Annotated in this window: 12 protein-coding genes; 2 read left to right on the top strand and 10 right to left on the bottom strand. The window is 69.6% G+C overall.

Annotated elements, in window-relative coordinates; translation table 11 throughout:
• Positions 1-105: 105 nt before the first annotated feature.
• The 9 genes from AKH00_RS09625 to AKH00_RS18075 form a co-directional block, all read right to left on the bottom strand.
• Positions 106-9,237 carry an isopeptide-forming domain-containing fimbrial protein gene (locus AKH00_RS09625; RefSeq protein WP_050722493.1) on the bottom strand — a complete coding sequence of 3,044 codons (9,132 nt, stop codon included), beginning with the start codon at positions 9,235-9,237 and terminating at the stop codon, positions 106-108.
• A gap of 401 nt (positions 9,238-9,638) precedes the next feature.
• Positions 9,639-10,829 carry an elongation factor Tu gene (tuf, locus tag AKH00_RS09620; RefSeq protein WP_050722492.1) on the bottom strand — a complete coding sequence of 397 codons (1,191 nt, stop codon included), beginning with the start codon at positions 10,827-10,829 and terminating at the stop codon, positions 9,639-9,641.
• A 147-nt stretch (positions 10,830-10,976) separates the two neighbouring features.
• Positions 10,977-13,091, bottom strand: a complete 2,115-nt coding sequence (gene fusA / locus AKH00_RS09615) for an elongation factor G (RefSeq protein ID WP_050722491.1) — start codon at positions 13,089-13,091, stop codon at positions 10,977-10,979.
• 87 nt (positions 13,092-13,178) lie between these two features.
• Positions 13,179-13,649: a 30S ribosomal protein S7 gene (gene rpsG / locus AKH00_RS09610; protein WP_050722490.1), complete on the bottom strand. Its 471-nt coding sequence runs from the start codon at positions 13,647-13,649 to the stop codon at positions 13,179-13,181.
• Between the two features lie 5 nt (positions 13,650-13,654).
• The gene (rpsL, locus tag AKH00_RS09605) at positions 13,655-14,023 is read right to left on the bottom strand and encodes a 30S ribosomal protein S12 (RefSeq protein ID WP_013584051.1); all 369 of its coding nucleotides are present in this window, start codon (positions 14,021-14,023) and stop codon (positions 13,655-13,657) included.
• 220 nt (positions 14,024-14,243) lie between these two features.
• Positions 14,244-14,891 carry a hypothetical protein gene (locus AKH00_RS09600; protein WP_050722489.1) on the bottom strand — a complete coding sequence of 216 codons (648 nt, stop codon included), beginning with the start codon at positions 14,889-14,891 and terminating at the stop codon, positions 14,244-14,246.
• Between the two features lie 60 nt (positions 14,892-14,951).
• Positions 14,952-15,263 carry a hypothetical protein gene (locus tag AKH00_RS09595; protein WP_235556737.1) on the bottom strand — a complete coding sequence of 104 codons (312 nt, stop codon included), beginning with the start codon at positions 15,261-15,263 and terminating at the stop codon, positions 14,952-14,954.
• A 188-nt stretch (positions 15,264-15,451) separates the two neighbouring features.
• Positions 15,452-16,468 (bottom strand): hypothetical protein, encoded by a 1,017-nt coding sequence (locus tag AKH00_RS09590; RefSeq protein ID WP_050722488.1) that lies wholly within the window; start codon positions 16,466-16,468, stop codon positions 15,452-15,454.
• 124 nt (positions 16,469-16,592) lie between these two features.
• Positions 16,593-16,745: a hypothetical protein gene (locus AKH00_RS18075; protein WP_162531779.1), complete on the bottom strand. Its 153-nt coding sequence runs from the start codon at positions 16,743-16,745 to the stop codon at positions 16,593-16,595.
• A gap of 147 nt (positions 16,746-16,892) precedes the next feature.
• On the opposite strand from AKH00_RS18075, the gene AKH00_RS09585 reads away from it, so the two are divergent.
• Together AKH00_RS09585 and AKH00_RS09580 are read left to right on the top strand one after the other, a co-directional pair.
• Positions 16,893-17,381 (top strand): YajQ family cyclic di-GMP-binding protein, encoded by a 489-nt coding sequence (locus tag AKH00_RS09585; protein ID WP_050722487.1) that lies wholly within the window; start codon positions 16,893-16,895, stop codon positions 17,379-17,381.
• Between the two features lie 243 nt (positions 17,382-17,624).
• Complete coding sequence (locus AKH00_RS09580) at positions 17,625-18,257, top strand: GntR family transcriptional regulator (protein ID WP_050722486.1); 633 nt, start codon at positions 17,625-17,627, stop codon at positions 18,255-18,257.
• Between the two features lie 23 nt (positions 18,258-18,280).
• Here the strand turns inward: AKH00_RS09580 and AKH00_RS09575 are convergent, their stop codons facing one another.
• Complete coding sequence (locus AKH00_RS09575) at positions 18,281-19,288, bottom strand: alpha/beta hydrolase (protein ID WP_050722485.1); 1,008 nt, start codon at positions 19,286-19,288, stop codon at positions 18,281-18,283.
• Between the last annotated feature and the right edge of the window lie 61 nt (positions 19,289-19,349).

Here is a 19,349-nt window from a genome sequence, read left to right as displayed (position 1 = left end):
GGAGCGGTGGAACTCCCGCGCCACGTTCATTCTGCACGTCGCGCACGGGGCGCGGAAGAGGGGTGGCCCCGCCCGGAGGACGCGTGCCACCCCTCACCCGACGCGTCAGTCCGCTCGCCGTGCGCCGGTTGCGTCGACCCGTCGGCGGTGGATGACGAGCGCGACCCCGCAGACCAGCAGCAGCAGCGCGATGAGCATCAGGGTCCAAGCGGGCCCTGCGCCGGTGGTCGCGAGCGCGTCGGCCGCCGCGACCTCCGCCGCGGCGCTCGCGACCAGCCGTGCGCCGTCGAGCTGCTCGGAGGGCGAGTCGACCGTGACGACGTTCACGACCGACGGGAACGCCGCCTGATCGACGCGGACGTGGAGCGTCAGCGTGACCTCGCTATCTACCGGGATGCCGTCATGAAGCGTCCAGGTGACGGTCCGACCGTCCACTGCGACGCCGTCGTCGGGCGAATCGGCGAAGGAGAGGCCTGCGGGCAACGCATCCGTTACGACGACGGGTCCCGGGTCGGCGGTCGGGCCGTCGTTGCGCACGACGATCTCGTACGTGGCGGTCTTCCCGACCTGGAAGGTCCCGACCGCGGTCTTGGTCGTCGAGAGCGACGCCATCGCAGGCACCGAGACGGCGTCCTCGACGCGGTTGTCCTCCGGGGTCCGGTCGGGATGCTCCTCCGTGATCTCCGCAGCAGTCACAGCAGCCGTGTTGACCACCTCGGGATACGCCGCCACCTGCACGCGCGTCACGATCTCGAGATCGGCGGACTCGGCGCCCGGCGCGATCACCGGCGCATAGCGTGCGGACACACGGGTCCCCGCGGCGGGGTCGTCCACATCGATCGGCTCGACGGACTCCACGGTCCAGCCCGCTCCGACCGGGTCGCCCGGCGCGGTCAGCACCTCCAGCCCCGCTGGCACGGTGTCGACGACGACGACGTCCGTCGCCTCGGACGGGCCGGCGTTGCGCACCTGGAGCGTGAACGGCAGCTCGTCGCCGATGCGCACCGCTCCCGCGTCGTGGCGCTTGAGGATCGCGAGGTCCACCTCGCGGGCGACCGTGACGTCGGCGGTGTCCGTGTCGTTGTCCGCGTGGGAGTCCGGCGTTCCCGACGACACCGTCGCCGTGTTCCGCAGGACGGCTCCGTGCATCGCGGCGGCGTCGACGTGCGCCTCGAACTCGATCGTCGATGCGGACACGCCGCTCCCGAGGCCCGCCGCGGCGGGAATCTGCGTGAAGGTGACCGATCGGGGATCCCTGTCGTCGACCGATGCGGACCACAGGTCGGCGGCCGCGCCCGTGAGCGCGACGAACGAGGTGCCGTCCGGCAGCCGGTCGACCACCGAGATCGGGCCGATCGCGTCGCTCGAGCCGAGGTTCTCGACCTCGATGCGGTAGCGGACGTCCTCCCCCGCCACGGCCGCGGCCGTCTCCTCGCCCTCCGTCGTGATCGCCGTCTTGACGAGCCGCAGGTCGGCGTCGGTCGTGACGTCGATCCGCGCGGAGTCGTCGTCCTCGTGCGGCGAGGTCGATCGGCTGTCCGTCCACGTCAGCGTCGCGGTGTTCGTGAGAGCCGTGCCGGTCGGCACGTCCGATCCGATCCGCGCGACGACCGTGATCGTGCTCTCGCCGACCGGGTGCTCGGCGCGCAGGCAGCTCTGGGAGCCGTCGTCGCAGGTCCATCCGTCACCCACGATCGACACGGCCGTGAGCCCCGTCGGGAGCACGTCCGCGACGAACGCATCGGCGACCGAGGGGCCGTCGTTCGCGATCGTCAGGGTGTACGCGACCTCGGTCCCCGCGATCCACGGTCCAGCAGCGGCATCCTTCACGATCGACATCTCGGCCAGGCGCACGATGTCGATCACCGCCTCATCGTGGTTGTTGCTCGGATCGACGTCGTCCGGTCCGCTGACGTCCGCCGCGTTGACGAGCCGCTGCACGCGGACGTCGGCGGCGACCTCTGCCGTGATCTCGATCACGATCGTCCCGCCGGTCGCGAGGGTGTCGGTGCCGGTGAGCGCCGCCCAGGAGATCGACCGCTCGTCCGTGCTGACGATCGCGTCGGCATCCGACGCAGCCGCCCCGGCCACGGAGATCGTGGACGACACGTAGGCGAGCCCGGCGGGAAGCCGGTCGTCGACCGTGATCGGTGCGCCGGAGATGCTCGGGCCGCGGTTGGTCACGGTCAGCAGGAAGCGCGTCTGCGTGCCGGCGGTCACCTCGGGGACGACGCCCTCGGCCACCGGAACGCCGGCCGCGTCGAGCGCCTGCTTGACGATCGACAGGTCGGCGACGCGGTCGGATGCCGTGGAGTCGCCGTCCCGCGGGACGTTGGTGGCGTTCTCCGCCTCGGCCCGTGCCTGGTTCTCCACTTCGGAGCCCGGGGCGAGTGCGGCGTCGACCGTGTAGGTCACGACGAAGGATCGCGTGTTCCGACCGGAGGCCGCGGGCACGGCCCCGTCCACGGTGAACGTGTCGGACGTGCCAGGGCCGGCCGTGCGGGTCCACGCGCCCGACTCGTCCTGCACGGACGCGAAGGCCAGCATGTCGGGGACCTCGTCCACGACACGGACCTCGCGCGCATCGGCGGGCCCGTTGTTCGTCACCACCACGCGGTAGCTGATGGTCTCGCCGGCGACCACAGCGGGCAGAGCGGTGCCGAGCTGTCCGGCATCCTTCCACGTGCCGCCGTCGAGCACCACGCGCGTCTTCGTGATCGCGAGCGTCGTGTCGTCGCCGGGGGTGACCGACACCTCGCCCCGGTCGTTCGACGGCGTCGGGTCGGCCGTGATCCCCGGCGCGACGGTGGCGATGTTGCGGATCTCGCCCCCGGTCCACGAGGAGTCGATCGTCCCGGTGAGCGACAGGTCCTGGGCGGGGCCCACGGCGAGCTGCGCCCCCAGGAACGTCCAGGTGATCGTGTCGCCGGCCGCAGCGGGCCATCCGTCCGACGCCGTGACGCTCCACGCCGTGAGGCCCGCGGACGGATCCGCCACTCCGCTGATGCCCGCGGGGATCGTGTCGGTCACGGTGATCGGCGACGCGGTGGACGCCAGCGCCACGGACGGACCGTTGTTCCGCACCTTGATGCTCCAGGTGATGGGTCGTCCCGCTGTCGGCTCCGCCGTGTTCACGGTCTTCGTCACCGCGAGGTCGGCGGCGCTCGAGATCGTCTTCGACGCCGTGGCCGTGTTGTCCTTCGCGACGTCCTCCGCACGCTCGAACGTGCGGGCCGTGGCGGCGGCGGTGTTCGACGACGTGCCGGTGGCCGGAGCCTGTACGGCGACGTTCGCCAGCAGCACGATGCGGTCGCTTCCGTCGGCCTTGAGAGTGCGAGCGCGGTCGCCGACGACGAACGGATCGCTCGCCGTGCCAGTGCCCGACAGCGTCACCGCGACGCCTGTCGTGTCGGCGGCGCTGGAGTGGTACCGCGCGGTGAACCCGCCGGTCGTCACTCCCGCGGGGAGGTCGACGGCGTCGGTCACGAGGAACGGCCCGCTCGCGGCATCCGGCCCCTGGTTCGTGACGGTGATGCGCCACTGCGGCTGGGCGTAGCCCGCCCGAGCCGTCTCGCCTGCGGTCCAGGCGCCGTTCGCGTCTCCGCCGATCGCCTCCTTCGCGACACGCAGATCGGCACGAGCGATGTGCGCGGATGCCGCGGCGTCCGGACCGGTGTAGGAGCCGGACGCGTTGCGCGTCGCTCCGGTCGTATCGGTCGCCACTCCGCCGACGGTGTTCCGGTGGTCGATCGAGAGACCGGCGCCGGGATCCGTCACCGCGCCAGGATGCGGCACGGTCGCGAAGGTCACGAGCAGCGTGCGCTGCGACTCCGTGGCCCCGCCGGTGGTCCCGGGGAGCAGCGGCTGCCCGATCGACGACCCGAGAGCCCAGGTCAGCACCTGACGCCCGTCCTTCGCGGTCACGACGGGCGCGGCCAGATCGACCGGAGCCTGCGTACCCACCGTGAGGCGCGGCACGACCGTGGCGTCGTACTCCCAGTTGGCGGGCAGCGTGTCGGTCAGCGTGATCGTCTGCGCCTCCCCCGTCCCGGTGTTGCGGGCCTGGAGGGTCCACGAGAAGGACTCCCCGACGAACGCCTCGCTGCCCGAGGCGACGCGCTTGCTCAGCGCGACCTGCGGGAAGCGCGGGGTGATGTCCGCGGCGCCCGATGTGTTGGTCGCGAGGATCGCGCCGCCGCCCGGTCGAGATCCGGCACCCGGTCGATAGGTCCATCCGCCGGTCTGGGCGGACTCGTAGCGCGTGACGACGGCACGGTTGCCGAGCGCCCCGGCGCCGAGGGACTCGGCCGGCACGAACGTGCCGCGGTAGACGAGGTCGATCGTGTTCGCGCCCGCCCGATTGCTCAGCGGACCCGCGAGCGTCCAGGTGATCACGCCACCGCGGCCCTCGCGCAGTGCGGTCTCGTCCGAGAACGTCGCGCCGGCGAACGCCGACTGCGTGGTGTCGATCCGGATGCCGCGGTCCACGGTGTCGGTGACGACCACGCCGTACGCGGGCGCGGTGCCGACGCCGGTCGCGTTGCTGACGCGGACCCGGTAGGTGAACGACTGCTCGGGACCGCCGGTGGAGGCGGTGCCGTAGGCGCTGTCATCCGCACCCGTGTTCTTGACCGCCTTGGCGATCGTGACGTTCGGGTTCAGGATCGTGAGCGGTGCGGTCGCGGTCTGCGTGCGACGGTCGGACGATGTCGTCGAGCCGTCGACCTTGCTCCACGCGAACGTCGCGCTGTTGATCGGCGCCGCCGAGGTCACGGCCGTCGTGATCCGCGCCTGGTACGTCACCGTGATGGACCGGGCGGACGTCCAGGCCAGCACGTCGTCGGACGAGATCCTCCACGACAGCGCGCGACCGTCGACTGTCGGCGCGCCGACGACCGGGGCATCGGGGCCGCCGGCCCACTGCACGGTCTGCGTGGCCGTGCCGTCGGCGAGGAACTCGACGCCGGCCGGGAGGGTGTCGTTCAACGTGATGTCGTAGAAGTTGGTGTTCGACGGGAGGGATGCGGTCACGGAGTACGTGACGACGTCGCCGACGGCGGCCCCGGTGGGGCCGACCTTCTTCTCGATCGACGCCTCGGGCATCTTCACGGTGGCGGTGGTCGAGCGCGTGTACGTGCCGCGACGATCCGCGGTGTCCCCGTCGGCGCCGACGGCGAGGGGCAGCGTGTACCCCGTGAGTTCGGCGCGGTTCACGAACTCCGAGCCGCCGCCGGCATGGGCCTGCACGGTGCCGAGGTACGTCAGCGTCGGCGTGACGTCGTCACCGCGCACCGCAGGGATCGTCCACTCGATGAGCGTTCCCGTGCCGGAGCCTCGGGTGATGGCGGTGGACGCCGAGCCGCTGCAGTCCTCGTCGAGGATGCGAGCGGATCCGACCGTCGCGCTGAGGGCGCTCGGGGTGACCTCCTGCGGCACGCAGTCGATCACGACGACGTCGTACAGCGCCGGACGACCCGAGGCGTTGCTCGCGGTGAGCGTGTACGTCACCGTGCCGCTGGCCGACACCGTCGCGGAGGAGGTGGTCTTGCGCAGCGTGGGCGCGGGCTCGACGAACTGCGCGGACGCGGTGTCCGTGCGAGTCAGCCGGGCGCCGCCCGTCGCGTTCGGGTCGAGGAAGGTCAGGCGTGCGGTGTTCGTGAGCGCCGTGCCGTGCGCGATGTCGGCTCGAGAGCCGCCGTCGGCCGAGTCGTCCTTGTCGGTCACCCACACTGTGATGCGTGCGCGGAAGGTCTGCGGCGCGGACGTCGCGTTGGTGTACACGTCGGGGAAGGTGAGCACGCCGTGCGACTCCCCCGCGCGCTCGGAGGCACGGAAGTCGTTCGAGCCGGCGCCGATCGCGAGAGGTCCGCCGGAGGGACCGAAGAACGCCGCACTGCCCTCGACGTACCGGTAGGCCGTGGACCCGGAGCCGGGCGAGATGCCGAGCCGTCCGTCGTCGGAGAGGATCGCGCCCCGAACCGTGGTGCGCGCCGGGATGGTCACGGAGTACTCGAACGTGGCCTGCTCGCCCTGCACGATCTGCGTCGCGCTGTTGCGCGTCCCGTCGCCGAGGTCCACGACACCGGCCGTGGCATCCGCGGTCGGAGCCACCTCGGTGGAGACCAGCTTCTTCTCGATCACGACATCGGGCAGGTGGATCTCGGCGCTGTCGACGGTGTCGACGTCCGAAGCCGCCACCTCTCCGTCGCGCGGCGTTCGGTCGGTGAGCTGCTGACCCCCGCCGTCGCGCTGGGGCACGATCGTCGTCGTGCGGCTCGGGGTGTTCTCGACGGCGTAGCTGACGATGCCCGCGGTGTTCGTGTAGCTCTGGGTCAGCTGCGCGGCATCCCCTCCGCCGACGATGCCCGCGGGGACCGTGAGGGTGTAGCCGAGGCTCAGACCGCGGACGCGGGCGGAGGTCGTGTCGGTCGCGGCGACGGATCCGGCGAGCGACGCGTCGACGGTCCAGGCGATCACCGAGCGGTCGCCGAGAGCAGGGTCGAGCGCGATGCCGTCGGGCAGCGTCTCCCCCGCGTCGTACGCGGTCGCGGAGTACTGGCCGCTGGAGAGCGCCGAGGTGGCGCCGCCGTCGTAGCGCTCTGCGGAGTAGGCGGAGACGTCGGCTTTCTTCACGCCGGCCGGGAGGACGTCCCACACCACGTAGTCGGTCGTCGTGTTCTGCGGGGTCGTCACGTCGATGCGGTACTCGACCGCGTCACCCTGCACGACCTGCCTGGTCTCGACGCGGGAGCCGAAGTCCGCTCCGATGACCGTGCCGCCGACCGCGCGGATGCCCTTGGTGAGCGTCGCACCCCAGTCGAGGTCGATGCCGGCGTCGTCGCGGAGGAAGGAGATCTCGCCGTCGACGTTCACCTGCTGGTACTTGGCGTGGTTGAGGGGACTGTCGACGTCGTCCTGCGAGGCGGACTGCGCCTGCACCACTCCTCGCAGGTACACCGTGACGGCGCTGCCGGCGGGCATGAAGCGGTCGCCGCTGCCGCTGCGGTTGTGCGCGCCGAACTCCCAGGAGAGCGAGGTACCGGTCGCCGCGGTGTCGGGGATGTAGGCGGTCGGGAACGAGCCGCTCCCCCAGGCGGTCGGGGTCGTGACGTCGGCGAATCCCGGGATGCCGCGGTAGGCGTAGCGGAGCTCCGCGAGCTCGACGCCCTCGGGCAGATAGTCGGTGAGGATCGGATTGCGGGTGTCGATGCCCGTCGCGAACGGCACGACGAGGCGGTACCAGACGTCGTCGCCCGGAGAGAACGGCGCCGTGCTCTCGGCGGACCAGGTCGCCCCGGCATCCGTCGGCGTCTGCCCGCGTTCGAGGACGGTCTTCTCGAGCGCCGTGAAGCGCGAGGTGATCAGCGCCGATGAGTCGTCGAGCACGCGTCGCACGCCTCCGACGCGGTCGCGGAGCGCGGGGTCGTTCGCGATCGCCGCGATCGGTGTCGTCTCGGCCGCGACCTGCACCGTGTTGAGGAAGCGGTCCCCCGAGCTCGTGCCTCCGTTCGCTCCCGTGTAGTTCGGACGCTGCATTACGGCATATCGGCCGGCGTACGACGAGCCCGCGGCGAGGTCGGCCACCGCGAAGGTCACGGTGAAGGTGCCGTCGCCCGGCGCGTACGTCATCGACGTGAGCGTGAGACCGTCCGAGAGCTCGGCTCCGCGCGCCTCGGTCGGGAAGTTGCAGGCGTCGCCCGGGATCTCGGCGTTCCACTCCGCCCCCGTGACGGATCGATCGCCGATCCTGAGCGCGACATCCGATCCCGAACCAGGGAAGGCCGGGCACAGCCCGTTCGGGATGACGTCCGTCAGCACGATGTGGGAGGCGTCCACGTACTCGCTGACATCGACGCGCACGGAGTAGGCGGCGACCACCCCCGCGTCGAACAGTCCACCGGTCTCCACGCTCTTCACGACGCGGACGTCGACGGCCTCGATCACCTCGTCGTCGTCATCGCGCGCTGCGCGGAGCGCAGGATCTCCGTCGAGAACCGGCCCCTGGTACGTGCCGGCGACCGCCGCCACGTTGCGGAACGACTGCGCGGACTCCGCGGCGTCGGCGCCGCCGTGGCGCGTGGATGCACCGGTGTTGTTGTCGAGGTTGGCCGCCTGGGCACCGGCGGAGACGTCGGGCGCGGTTCCGTCCCACAGCGCATTCGCGAAGAGAGGCACCGCGGCGTGGTAGCGGATCTCGGCTGTGGCGCCGGGCGCGAGGTCGCCGAGCGACCAGACCACGACCGTGTAGACGCCGGCCCCGGGAAGGCCGGGGGCGTTCGCCCGGGCGGCGTCGATCTGCACCGTGTCGACGGACTCCGTCGCCGTGACGCCGCCGACCAGCGCGGGCGCGCCGTCGTACTCGACGCCCGCGGAGTTGTCGCGCGTGGCCAGGCCGAGGTACTCCAGGCCCGCCGGAAGATAGTCGGTGACGGTGACACCGGTGGTCGCACCACGAGTCGTGTTCTCGACCTTCATGGTGTAGGTCGTCACGTTGCGGTGCACACCGCGCACGAGCTCGCTCTCGACGCTCGGCTCGTCCTTGACGATGCGCAGCGCCTGAACGGGAACGTCGTCGGTCGCGGTCCCGGCACCCGAGGTGTGAGTGCCGGTGCGGGCGACGCTGGGCGAACCGTCGTAGGTCGGCAGACGCGAGGGATCGTTGCTCGTATAGGCGCGGACCGAGAATCCGATCTCGCCGCCTACCGGGTAGAGGTCGCTGATCGGGGCGATCGCGATGCTCGAGGAGACCGTGGCTCCCTGCGGGAGGTCGTTGACGTTCGACCACACCCACACCTGCTGACCGGCGGGCACCGCGCAGAGCGGAGTCTCGGGAGAGTCGACGAGACCCTCCGTCGCACAGTCGCTCGCCGTGGTCCGGGAGCGGTTCGGCAGCGTCTCACCCTCCGCATACACGACAGGCGTGCCGAAGGATCCGCCGGAGACGAATGCGACGGATGCCGGCAGGGTCGCGATCAGGCTGAGGTTGAACTGCGCACCCCCGTCGCTGTTGCGCACGGAGACGTCGAAGGCGACGTCCTCGCCCGCGAGCACGAAGTCCTTGCCGGCTCCGGACGGGTCGACGTTCTGCGTCGTCACCGCGGGGGCCCAGGGGGCCGCTGCCGCCGTCTGCGCCGTGACCCCGAGGGCGAGCGCCCCGGTGACGAGCGAGACGACGGCGGTGATGGCCGTCAGTCTCCGGGCGCGCTGATCGAACTTCCGACGCAGGGTCGAACGCATGCTGAAACTCCCCTAAGACCCCGCACACCACTCCCCGATGTGCGGGCACTCCCCTCGCGCATGCACCGCGTGGGCGCATCAGAGGAGGTTCGGGTTCCCCAGATCACCCACGTCGGCTGCCGTCCCGGCCTTGACCCCGGTTCGACGCATACGGGCTGCACGATGTGCAACTGCTCTCACCGTATATGACACTTCAAGTTATATTCAAAATCATGCATCGGCGCGTCGCGCTCGAATACGAGGAGATTCTTCGACTTCAGGGCACGAAAAAGGGGCCGGACCCGAAGGTCCGACCCCTTTTCAGTGATCTCAGGATGAACGAGGTTTCGACTCGCTCCGCTCGCTCAACCTGAGTCGATGCCGGGTCAACGCGGGCTTCGCTCGCATTGACCCGGCCCGACTCACTTGATGATGCTGGTCACCGTACCGGCGCCGACCGTACGACCACCCTCACGGATGGCGAAGCCGAGGCCCTCCTCCATGGCGATCGGCTGGATCAGCTCGACCGTCATGTCGGTGGTGTCGCCGGGCATGACCATCTCGGTGCCCTCGGGCAACGAGATGACGCCAGTGACGTCCGTGGTGCGGAAGTAGAACTGCGGGCGGTAGTTCGTGTAGAACGGGTTGTGACGGCCACCCTCGTCCTTCGACAGGATGTACGCGGTGCCCGCGAAGTCGGTGTGCGGCGTGACCGAACCCGGCTTCACGATGACCTGGCCGCGCTCGACGTCCTCACGCTTGGTGCCGCGGAGCAGCAGACCACAGTTCTCGCCGGCCCATGCCTCGTCGAGCTGCTTGTGGAACATCTCGATACCGGTGACGGTCGTCTTCTGCGTCGGGCGCAGACCCACGATCTCGACCTCGGAGTTGATGGCCAGCGTGCCACGCTCGGCGCGACCCGTGACGACGGTGCCACGACCGGTGATCGTGAAGACGTCCTCGACGGGCATCAGGAACGGCTTGTCGCGGTCACGCTCGGGGTCCGGGACGTTGTCGTCGACGGCCTGCATGAGGTCCAGGATCGCCTGGGTCCACTTCTCGTCGCCCTCGAGGGCCTTGAGAGCGGAGACGCGGACGACAGGAGCGTCCTCGGCGAAGCCCTGAGCCGCGAGCAGCTCGGAGACCTCGAGCTCGACGAGCTCCAGGATCTCCTCGTCGTCGACCATGTCGGCCTTGTTCAGCGCGACGAGCAGGTACGGCACGCCGACCTGCTTGGCGAGCAGCACGTGCTCACGCGTCTGAGCCATGGGGCCGTCGGTGGCGGCGACCACGAGGATCGCGCCGTCCATCTGAGCCGCACCGGTGATCATGTTCTTGACGTAGTCGGCGTGGCCGGGGGCGTCAACGTGTGCGTAGTGGCGCTTCGGGGTCTCGTACTCGATGTGCGAGATGTTGATGGTGATACCACGCTGGCGCTCTTCCGGCGCCGAGTCGATGGAAGCGAAGTCGCGCTGCACGTTGGTGTCGGACGGGTACTTGTCAGCAAGCACCTTCGAGATCGCTGCGGAGAGCGTGGTCTTGCCGTGGTCGACGTGACCGATCGTTCCGATGTTGACGTGCGGCTTGGTCCGCTCGAACTTGGCCTTAGCCACTGGGTCCTCCTCAGGACGTCGTTGTAGAGGTTCCGGGCACTGGATTGCGACCGGTTCTCTACGGGTTAGGTTCTCAGTTTAGTAGAGAGGGAATGTGAAGTTGTAGGGGACCTGGGAGCCGAGCCGAAACCCGGCTCCCAGGACGTGTTACTCGCCCTTGGCCTTCTGGACGATCTCGTCGGCCACGGCGCGGGGAACCTCAGCGTAGCTGTGGAACTCCATCGAGTAGACGGCGCGACCCGAGGTCTTCGAGCGCAGGTCGCCGATGTAGCCGAACATCTCGGACAGCGGGACCTGGGCGCGGACGACCTTGACGCCTGCGGCGTCCTCCATCGACTGGATCTGGCCACGACGCGAGTTCAGGTCGCCGATGACGTCGCCCATGTACTCCTCGGGCGTGCGGACCTCGACGGCCATGAGCGGCTCGAGCAGCACGGGGTTGGCGCGACGAGCGGCCTCCTTGAAGCCCATGGAGCCCGCGATCTTGAACGCCATCTCCGAGGAGTCGACGTCGTGCGCGGCACCGTCGACGATGGTCGCCTTGACGCCCACCATCGGGTAGCCGGCGAGCACGCCGACGTTCATGGCGTCCTGGAAACCGGCATCGATCGAGCCGATGTACTCACGCGGGATGCGACCACCGGTGACCGAGTTCACGAACTCGTAGGTCTTGTCGCCGTCGAGCTCGAGCGGCTCGATGTTGAACTGGATCTTGGCGAACTGGCCCGATCCACCGGTCTGCTTCTTGTGCGTGTAATCGTGCTTCTCGACGGCCTTGCGGATCGTCTCGCGGTACGCCACCTGCGGCTTGCCGACGTTCGCCTCGACGCGGAACTCGCGCTTCATGCGGTCGACGAGGATGTCGAGGTGCAGCTCGCCCATGCCCTTGATGGTCGTCTGACCGGTCTCGGGGTTGAGCTCCGTGCGGAACGTCGGGTCCTCTTCGGCGAGCTTCTGGATCGCGGTGCCCAGCTTCTCCTGGTCGGCCTTGGTCTTCGGCTCGATCGCGACCTCGATGACGGGCTCGGGGAACGTCATCGACTCGAGGACCACGGGCGCGTCGATCGCGGCGAGGGTGTCACCGGTGGTGGTGTCCTTCAGGCCGATCACGGCGTAGATGTTGCCCGCGGTGAGCGAGTCGACCGGGTTCTCCTTGTTGGCGTGCATCTGGAAGATCTTCCCGATGCGCTCCTTCTTGCCCTTGGTCGAGTTGATGACGGCCGAGCCGGAGTCGAGGTGACCCGAGTAGACGCGGACGTAGGTCAGACGACCGAAGAACGGGTGCACGGCGACCTTGAACGCCAGGGCCGCGAAGGGGTCCTTGGCGTCGGGGTGACGCTCGATGACCTTCTCCTCGTCCTTCGGGTCGTGCGCCTCGATGGCGCCGACGTCGAGGGGGTTCGGGAGGTAGTCGACGACCGCGTCGAGCATCGGCTGCACGCCGCGGTTCTTGAACGCCGAGCCGCAGAGGACCGGGTAGATCTCCGAGGCGACGACCATCTTGCGGATGGCGCCCTTGATCTCGGCGACCGTGAGCTCCTCGCCGCCGAAGAACTTCTCGAGCAGCGCGTCGTCGGTCTCGGCGACGGTCTCGAGGAGCTGCTGACGGTACTCGTCGGCCTTCTCCTTGAGGTCGGCCGGGATCTCCTGGATCTCATACGACGCGCCCATGGTCACGTCACCCTTGGCGTCGCCGGGCCAGACCAGCGCGCGCATCTCAATGAGGTCGACGACGCCGACGAAGTCGTTCTCGGCGCCGATCGGGAGCTGCAGCACCAGCGGCTTGGCGCCGAGGCGGTTGACGATCGTGTCGACCGTGAAGTAGAAGTCCGCGCCGAGCTTGTCCATCTTGTTGACGAAGCAGATGCGGGGGACGTTGTACTTGTCGGCCTGACGCCACACGGTCTCGGACTGGGGCTCGACGCCCTCCTTGCCGTCGAACACGGCGACCGCGCCGTCGAGGACGCGGAGCGAGCGCTCCACCTCGACCGTGAAGTCCACGTGACCGGGGGTGTCGATGATGTTGATCTGGTTGTTGTTCCAGAAGCAGGTCACGGCGGCAGACGTGATCGTGATGCCGCGCTCCTTCTCCTGCTCCATCCAGTCGGTGGTCGAGGCGCCGTCGTGCGTCTCGCCCAGCTTGTGGTTGACGCCCGTGTAGAACAGGATGCGCTCGGTCGTGGTGGTCTTGCCGGCATCGATGTGAGCCATGATGCCGATGTTGCGGACCTTGCTCAGGTCCGTGAGCACGTCTTGTGCCACAGGAGTGTCCTTATCTTTTGGAGCAGGTGTACTGCGAAGAGGGGGTGCCCGTCCCTCGGCGAGTGGCCGAGGGACGGGCGGAGCTGTTTACCAGCGGTAGTGAGCGAACGCGCGGTTCGACTCGGCCATCTTGTGCGTGTCCTCGCGGCGCTTGACCGCGGCACCGAGGCCGTTCGACGCGTCGAGGATCTCGTTCTGCAGACGCTCGGTCATCGTCTTCTCACGACGGCCCTTGGCGTAGCTGACGAGCCAGCGCAGCGCGAGCGTGTTGGCGCGGTGCGGCTTGACCTCGACCGGCACCTGGTAGGTCGAACCGCCGACGCGGCGGCTCTTGACCTCGAGGGTGGGACGGACGTTGTCGAGCGCCTTCTTTAGCGTGGCGACGGCGTCCTGGCCGTTCTTCGCCTCGACGCCGCGGAGGGCGTTGTAGACGATCGACTCGGCGAGGGACTTCTTGCCGTCGACCAGGATCTTGTTGACCAGCTGGCTGACGATGGGAGCGCCGTAGACCGGGTCGTTGACGACGGGACGCTTGGGGGCGGGACCCTTACGAGGCATTGGACTCAGCCCTTCTTCGCGCCGTAGCGGCTGCGAGCCTGCTTACGGTTCTTGACGGCCTGGGTGTCCAGGGCGCCACGGACGATCTTGTAGCGGACACCGGGGAGGTCCTTGACACGACCACCGCGCACGAGCACCAGCGAGTGCTCCTGCAGGTTGTGGCCCTCACCGGGGATGTACGCGGTGACCTCGGTGCCGTTGCGGAGCTTCACACGGGCGACCTTGCGCATCGCCGAGTTCGGCTTCTTCGGGGTGGTGGTGTAGACGCGGGTGCAGACCCCGGCCTGCTGCGGGTTCGACTTGAGCGCCGGAGCCTTGGTCTTCGAGACCTTGGGCGAGCGACCCTTGCGAACCAACTGCTGAATGGTTGGCACGTTCTCTCCTCATAGTGCTGCACGGTGACAGCGTGATGGGTTTCACATCATGACCCACCGGCACGCCGGAACCGGCGGGCTTTTGTGGTGGTGGGTATGCCGTGGGGGCGGACCGGCCATGGAGCCGACGCCCAGCGCGCACGTCGAGACGTGCACACACCTGATCAAGTGTAATGCCGCGTAACGTGACGGGTCAAATGAGCGCTGGACGCGGAGCCGTCTACGGCAGGTCCGGGTCGAACGGCGAGTCCAGCGACTGCGTCAGCTCGGCGAGCATCGCCTCGATCTGCGGCTCGACGTGCTGCGAGATCGCCGCCTGGATGCGGATGCGGTGGCGCAGCAGGATGCCGCAGATCTCGCGCCCCACGAGGTTCGCGTACTCGTCGGCGAGGGCGACCTCCTGTCGGAGCGCGGTCTTCGCCTCGTCACTGAGCGGCGGAAGCGGCGGGAGGGCCGCGGACTCGTCGTCGGCCATCCCCGCGATCGTGAACAGGAAAGGGGCGCCGGGTACGGGATCGGGATCGAGCGGCAGTCCGTCGAACTCCGGATCGAGGCCGTCGGCGGGTCGGTAGCTGCGCGCGCGATTGCGCGCGGCCTGCTGATCGAGTTCCTGCTGCAGCATCGGCAGGTTGCGCGAGGTGTACTCGGCGACGGCGTGGTCGACGATCGTCTTCATGCGCGTCGAGAGCCCGTGCTGAACGCCGTGCGGCGCGTTCGCCCCGATGCCCGCGGCGGACAGGATCGGCGACCCGAGGCAGCGTCGGCAGGGCGCGACGCGACCCCGATGGGTGGCCGGCTCCCAGCGCGGCACCCAGCGCAGCCAGGCCTCGACGGCCTGGTCGACCTGCGTCTCCAGCGAGCGCTCCACACTAAGAGAGTACGGCGCGGCGGTCGCCACCGCCGCGATTTCGCGCCGGACGGCGGGGCGTCACCCTTCCTCGTCCCGCTCCCACGGCCAGCGCGGATGCTCGGCGCGGGTGCGTCGCAGCGCGATCCCGCTCCACGCCGCGACCGCGGCCGCCACGAAGAGCACGATGCTCGCTCCCCCGCTCACGAGTCCGCCGACCACGGCGGTGGCGATCACGAGGTCGCCGTCGCCGACGAGCACGCCGATCCACACTCCGGCGAGGTGGGCGAGCGCGGTCGCGAGCGCGACGACCGGTGCGGATGAGAACGACGGACGGGGGCGCCGTAGCCCCGCCCACAGGACGAAAGCGAACGCGAGGAGCCCGACGAGCATCCCGAATACACCAGGGCCCTGCCCGAGTCCGCGCACCGCGATGATGTCGGCGTCGGTCGCGACGCTCAGCGCCCCGAGTCCGAAGACGGCGAGCGCGAAGAACCCGATGACCGCGAGGACCAGCGCCAGGACGGCCGAAACCCCCGCAGGCTCGGGCGTGCGGGGGTTCGGCGAGGAGGTGTCCGTGATTACCTCGAGAGAGTCGGGCCCGCCTCGAGCGTGCGCTCGTACTCGCGCTGCGCCTCGGCGTTGAGCTCGGTCTTGCGGGCGCCGCTGCGGGCGACCCACGCGCCGAACCAGATGGTGAGCTCGCGACCGAACACGAAGGCGGCGATCGCGAGCGGCGCGAACAGCTGCCCGCCGATCAGCTCGCTCCCCTCGGATGCCGTGAGGAGCCAGAAGCGCTCCTGGAACAGCTGACCGAGGAGGTGACCGCCGTACGCGATCACGCCGACGATGATGCCGAAGACGACCCACAGGCCCCAGCGACCGCGGTTGATGAACGCGCCGAGCAGCCAGAAACCGAGGAAGAACACGACGACGGGCACCCAATAGCCCCAGGTCATGAGGGGCTCGAGCGCTGCCTCGCCGATGTTCTCACCCGTGACGTCGCCCATGAACGCCCCGAGCCCGAGGGTGGTGCCCAGGTAGAGGATCGCGAACGCGAGGGTGGCGAGGAGGCCGATCGCGCCGGCCGTGCCGCGGTTGCCGCGTTCGCGGGGCGGCTCGGGAGCTTGCACGAAGATCGGCTGCTGTGCGAACGCGGGTGCGACGACGGGCTCGGCGACGACGGTCTCGGCCACGACGGGCTCAGAGGGGACGACGCGCGTCTCGGCGTCGTCGGGCCCCGCGTATGCGGCATCCGCCATCGACGAGGAGTCGCGCGCGACGGGAGCGGAGTACGCGGCGGTGGCGTCGGCATCCGCTGCGGGAGGCGCGGGCGCGAACTCGGCGTCGTCGCGGACCGGCGTCGAGAACGTGCCGGGGTGGTCGCGCTCGGCGGCCTCGAAAGCGGCGAGATCGGGATCGACCGCCGGTTCGGTGCGGGGAGCGGGGACGTCGTCCGACGGGACGTAGGCGGCGTCGGACGACGCGGGCACGTCGGCGCGCGCGGCCTCGGCGGCGTCGAGACCAGCGTTGGCGCTGTCGACGACGTCATCGACGTCCTTCGGCCTCTCGGGCTGGGGAACCTCGGGGTCACTCATGGCTGCGCCTCTCCTCGGAAGTGTGCTCTGCGAGGGTACCGCCGCGTATCGACGCGGGTACGGAGGCGAGCCGACGTGTCGTGGACCCCACGGCGTGTCGCGCTCGAGACGCGCCTCGGCGCCCTCAGCGCAGGACCGTGCGGAGCGTGTCCCCCACGAACGATGCCAGCACGGGCACGAGCGGGAACGAGAGCCAGACGAGGCTCACCACCACGCCGGTGCAGATCACGCCCGCGATCCAGCTCATCGCGATGCTGCGCCCCGCCACCCGTGCCATACCTCAACGCTACGACCGCAGTCCCCGTTCTGCGCGGCGCAACGCCGCGACGGATCGGCCCGTCGTCGAGCCCGCCGTCAGCCCGACGACGACGCGGTGCCGCAGGAGCAGGGGCACAGCGCCCGTGGGATCGATACACTTCTCGTCATGGCTGACAGTTCCTTTGACATCGTCTCGAAAGTGGATCACCAGGAGGCCGAGAACGCCCTGAACCAGGCCCGCAAGGAGATCGAGCAGCGCTACGACTTCAAGGGCACCGGCGCATCGATCGCCTGGAGCGGCGAGCAGGTGCTGATCATCGCCGGCACCGAGGAGCGCGCGAAGGCCGTCCTCGACGTGTTCCAGTCCAAGCTCATCAAGCGCGGGATCTCCCTCAAGAGCCTCGACTCCGGCGAGCCGTTCGCGAGCGGCAAGGAGTTCCGCATCGTCTCGTCCCTCAAGGACGGCATCTCCTCGGAGAACGCGAAGAAGATCGGCAAGATCATCCGCGACGAGGGCCCCAAGGGCGTGAAGAGCCAGATCCAGGGCGACGAGCTCCGCGTGCAGTCCAAGAGCCGCGACGACCTCCAGGCCGTGATCGCGCTGCTCAAGGGCGCCGACCTCGACCTCGACCTGCAGTTCGTCAACTACCGCTGACGCGCGACCTTCGACCGACGAGGGGCGGATGCTGCGGCATCCGCCCCTCGTCGTGTACTCGCGGCCGTGCACCAGCCCTGCCTTCCGCCGGGGAACCAGGCACACGATCACACTCAGCCGCTCCTCATGTGAACACCACTCGTGTACACCTGTGGATTATTGGCAGAGTGATCGACTTCGTGATGTAGTGGCGTTCCGGGCATTTCGGGGGGCTCGGGTCGGGAACGCAACTGGGGGCAGTCCATGAACAACAACCGTTCGACGACGGGCGTGCGGGAGAGCAAGCAGCTGCTTGCCGAAGAGGTCTTCCGGCACATCGGTTCGCAGATCGTCGACGGCAGGCTCGGGCCGGGCCACCGCATCCGCGACGTGGACGTCGCCGAGGAGCTGCACGTGTCGCGCACGCCGGTGCGCGAAGCCCTGCAGCGCCTGGAGCGACTGGGACTCGTCGTGATGTACCCGAGCCGCTACACGGAGGTCACCACGGTGACCCCCGAGATCGTCGAGCAGACCCTCGAGTTCGCCGGCTACCAGGCGGGCATGGCGGCCCGCATGGGCGTCGAGCGCATGAGCCAGCGCGACCGCGAACGCGCCGCCGCCCTCGTCGAGGAGCTGTACGACGAGCACGACGACCTCCGCGTCTTCGACATCCGCTGGACCGTGTTCACGTTCCTCAGCGACCACAGCCGGAACATCCAGCACCAGATCCTCCTCACCGACGCCAGCATGGCGCTCGCCCGCAACCTCCGATACTGGAAGGTGCCCGCGAACGAGCGGCAGCGGATGCACGACATCTATCGCGACTTCCACGACGCGATCCTGCGCGGTGACGCCGGCGAGGCCGAACGGCTCGCGCGCGCGATGCACGGCGTCTGATGCCCCCACCTCGCAGCGGCCGCTCAGCCTGCAGACGACCAGCCCCGCACCCAGCGCTCGAGCCGTCGGTACGCCTCCTCCCGAGCATCGTGCCGCGAGAGGAAGACGTCGTGCAGGGCGCCGTCGATGCGTTCGACCGTCACCGACGGCCCCAGCTTCAGGGCCGCCCGCGCGATGTCGTCGACCACGAGAACCGAATCGGCACGGGTCAGATCGTCCGACCACCGGGTGGGAGTCGCCGAACGCGCCGACAGCAGCACGCACACGGGTGCGCCTATCGCGAGTCCCGCGGCGACCGTCGCGTGTCCGGAGAGGATCGCGTGGAACCAGCCCGCGTGCACCGCCATCGTCTGCGCCGGACGCCACGCCAGGTTCACCTCCACAGGGTCATCGGGGTCAGCGACCGCCTCCTGGGCCCGGGTGTAGAACCCGAGGTCGACCTGGGGCGCGACGTCGCGCGGCGCCCACCGCGCCTGCAGCTCCGCCACCGGCGCGATGAGCGGCCGTGCCGACGCGACCTGGAACTCGAGCCAGGGGCTGTTGAGGATCACGGCATCCGCCGTGCCGGGGTGCCGGGAAGCCCACAGACTCAGCGTGAGCCCTCCGGTCGAGTGCCCCAGCAGCACGAGCCTTCGTCCCGACCCCGCTCCGTCGGCATCGCGTCCCATCGCGTCCAGCGCGGCAGCGATGTCCTCGTCGTAGGCGGCGAGGTCGGTGATGAATCCGGGCGTCTGCCCCTCGCGCAGGCTGCGTCCGTACTTGCGGAGGTCCAGGGCGAAGAACCTCGCACCCCGGGCCGTCCAGAACCGCGCGAGCCGTTTCTGGAAGAAGTAGTCCGACCACCCGTGCACGTACAGGACGTCGACGTCCTCCAGCATCCGCACCCGACCGCGCAAGCGATCCCACCACCCGATCTCCTGCGGCAGCGCCCGGACGAGCGTCGCGACGACGTCCCCCTCGTCGTCGGGCTCGAGCGCGAGCGTCAGCTGCGCGAACTCGTCGCCGAGGACGTCGGGGACCCAGTCAGCCATGCCGCCAGGCTAGCCGACGCGCCGACGACTACTGCGGCGCGGTGATGCCTACGGACGCGAT

The organism is Microbacterium sp. GCS4 (genome assembly GCF_001262495.1).
In the GTDB taxonomy this organism is placed as follows: Bacteria; Actinomycetota; Actinomycetes; order Actinomycetales; family Microbacteriaceae; genus Microbacterium.
Note: the sequence above shows the minus strand (reverse complement) of the source record. Positions and strands in the feature narration are given on the sequence as shown.

Bases quoted from the DNA above. Each gene is read 5' to 3' on its own strand.
- AKH00_RS09625 (WP_050722493.1), bottom strand. From the start codon at position 9,237: ATGCGTTCGACCCTGCGTCGGAAGTTCGATCAGCGCGCCCGGAGACTG.
- rpsG (WP_050722490.1), bottom strand. From the start codon at position 13,649: ATGCCTCGTAAGGGTCCCGCCCCCAAGCGTCCCGTCGTCAACGACCCG.
- AKH00_RS09595 (WP_235556737.1), bottom strand. From the start codon at position 15,263: ATGCTCGTCGGGCTCCTCGCGTTCGCTTTCGTCCTGTGGGCGGGGCTA.
- AKH00_RS09590 (WP_050722488.1), bottom strand. From the start codon at position 16,468: ATGAGTGACCCCGAGGTTCCCCAGCCCGAGAGGCCGAAGGACGTCGAT.
- AKH00_RS18075 (WP_162531779.1), bottom strand. From the start codon at position 16,745: ATGGCACGGGTGGCGGGGCGCAGCATCGCGATGAGCTGGATCGCGGGC.
- AKH00_RS09585 (WP_050722487.1), top strand. From the start codon at position 16,893: ATGGCTGACAGTTCCTTTGACATCGTCTCGAAAGTGGATCACCAGGAG.
- AKH00_RS09580 (WP_050722486.1), top strand. From the start codon at position 17,625: ATGAACAACAACCGTTCGACGACGGGCGTGCGGGAGAGCAAGCAGCTG.
- AKH00_RS09575 (WP_050722485.1), bottom strand. From the start codon at position 19,288: ATGGCTGACTGGGTCCCCGACGTCCTCGGCGACGAGTTCGCGCAGCTG.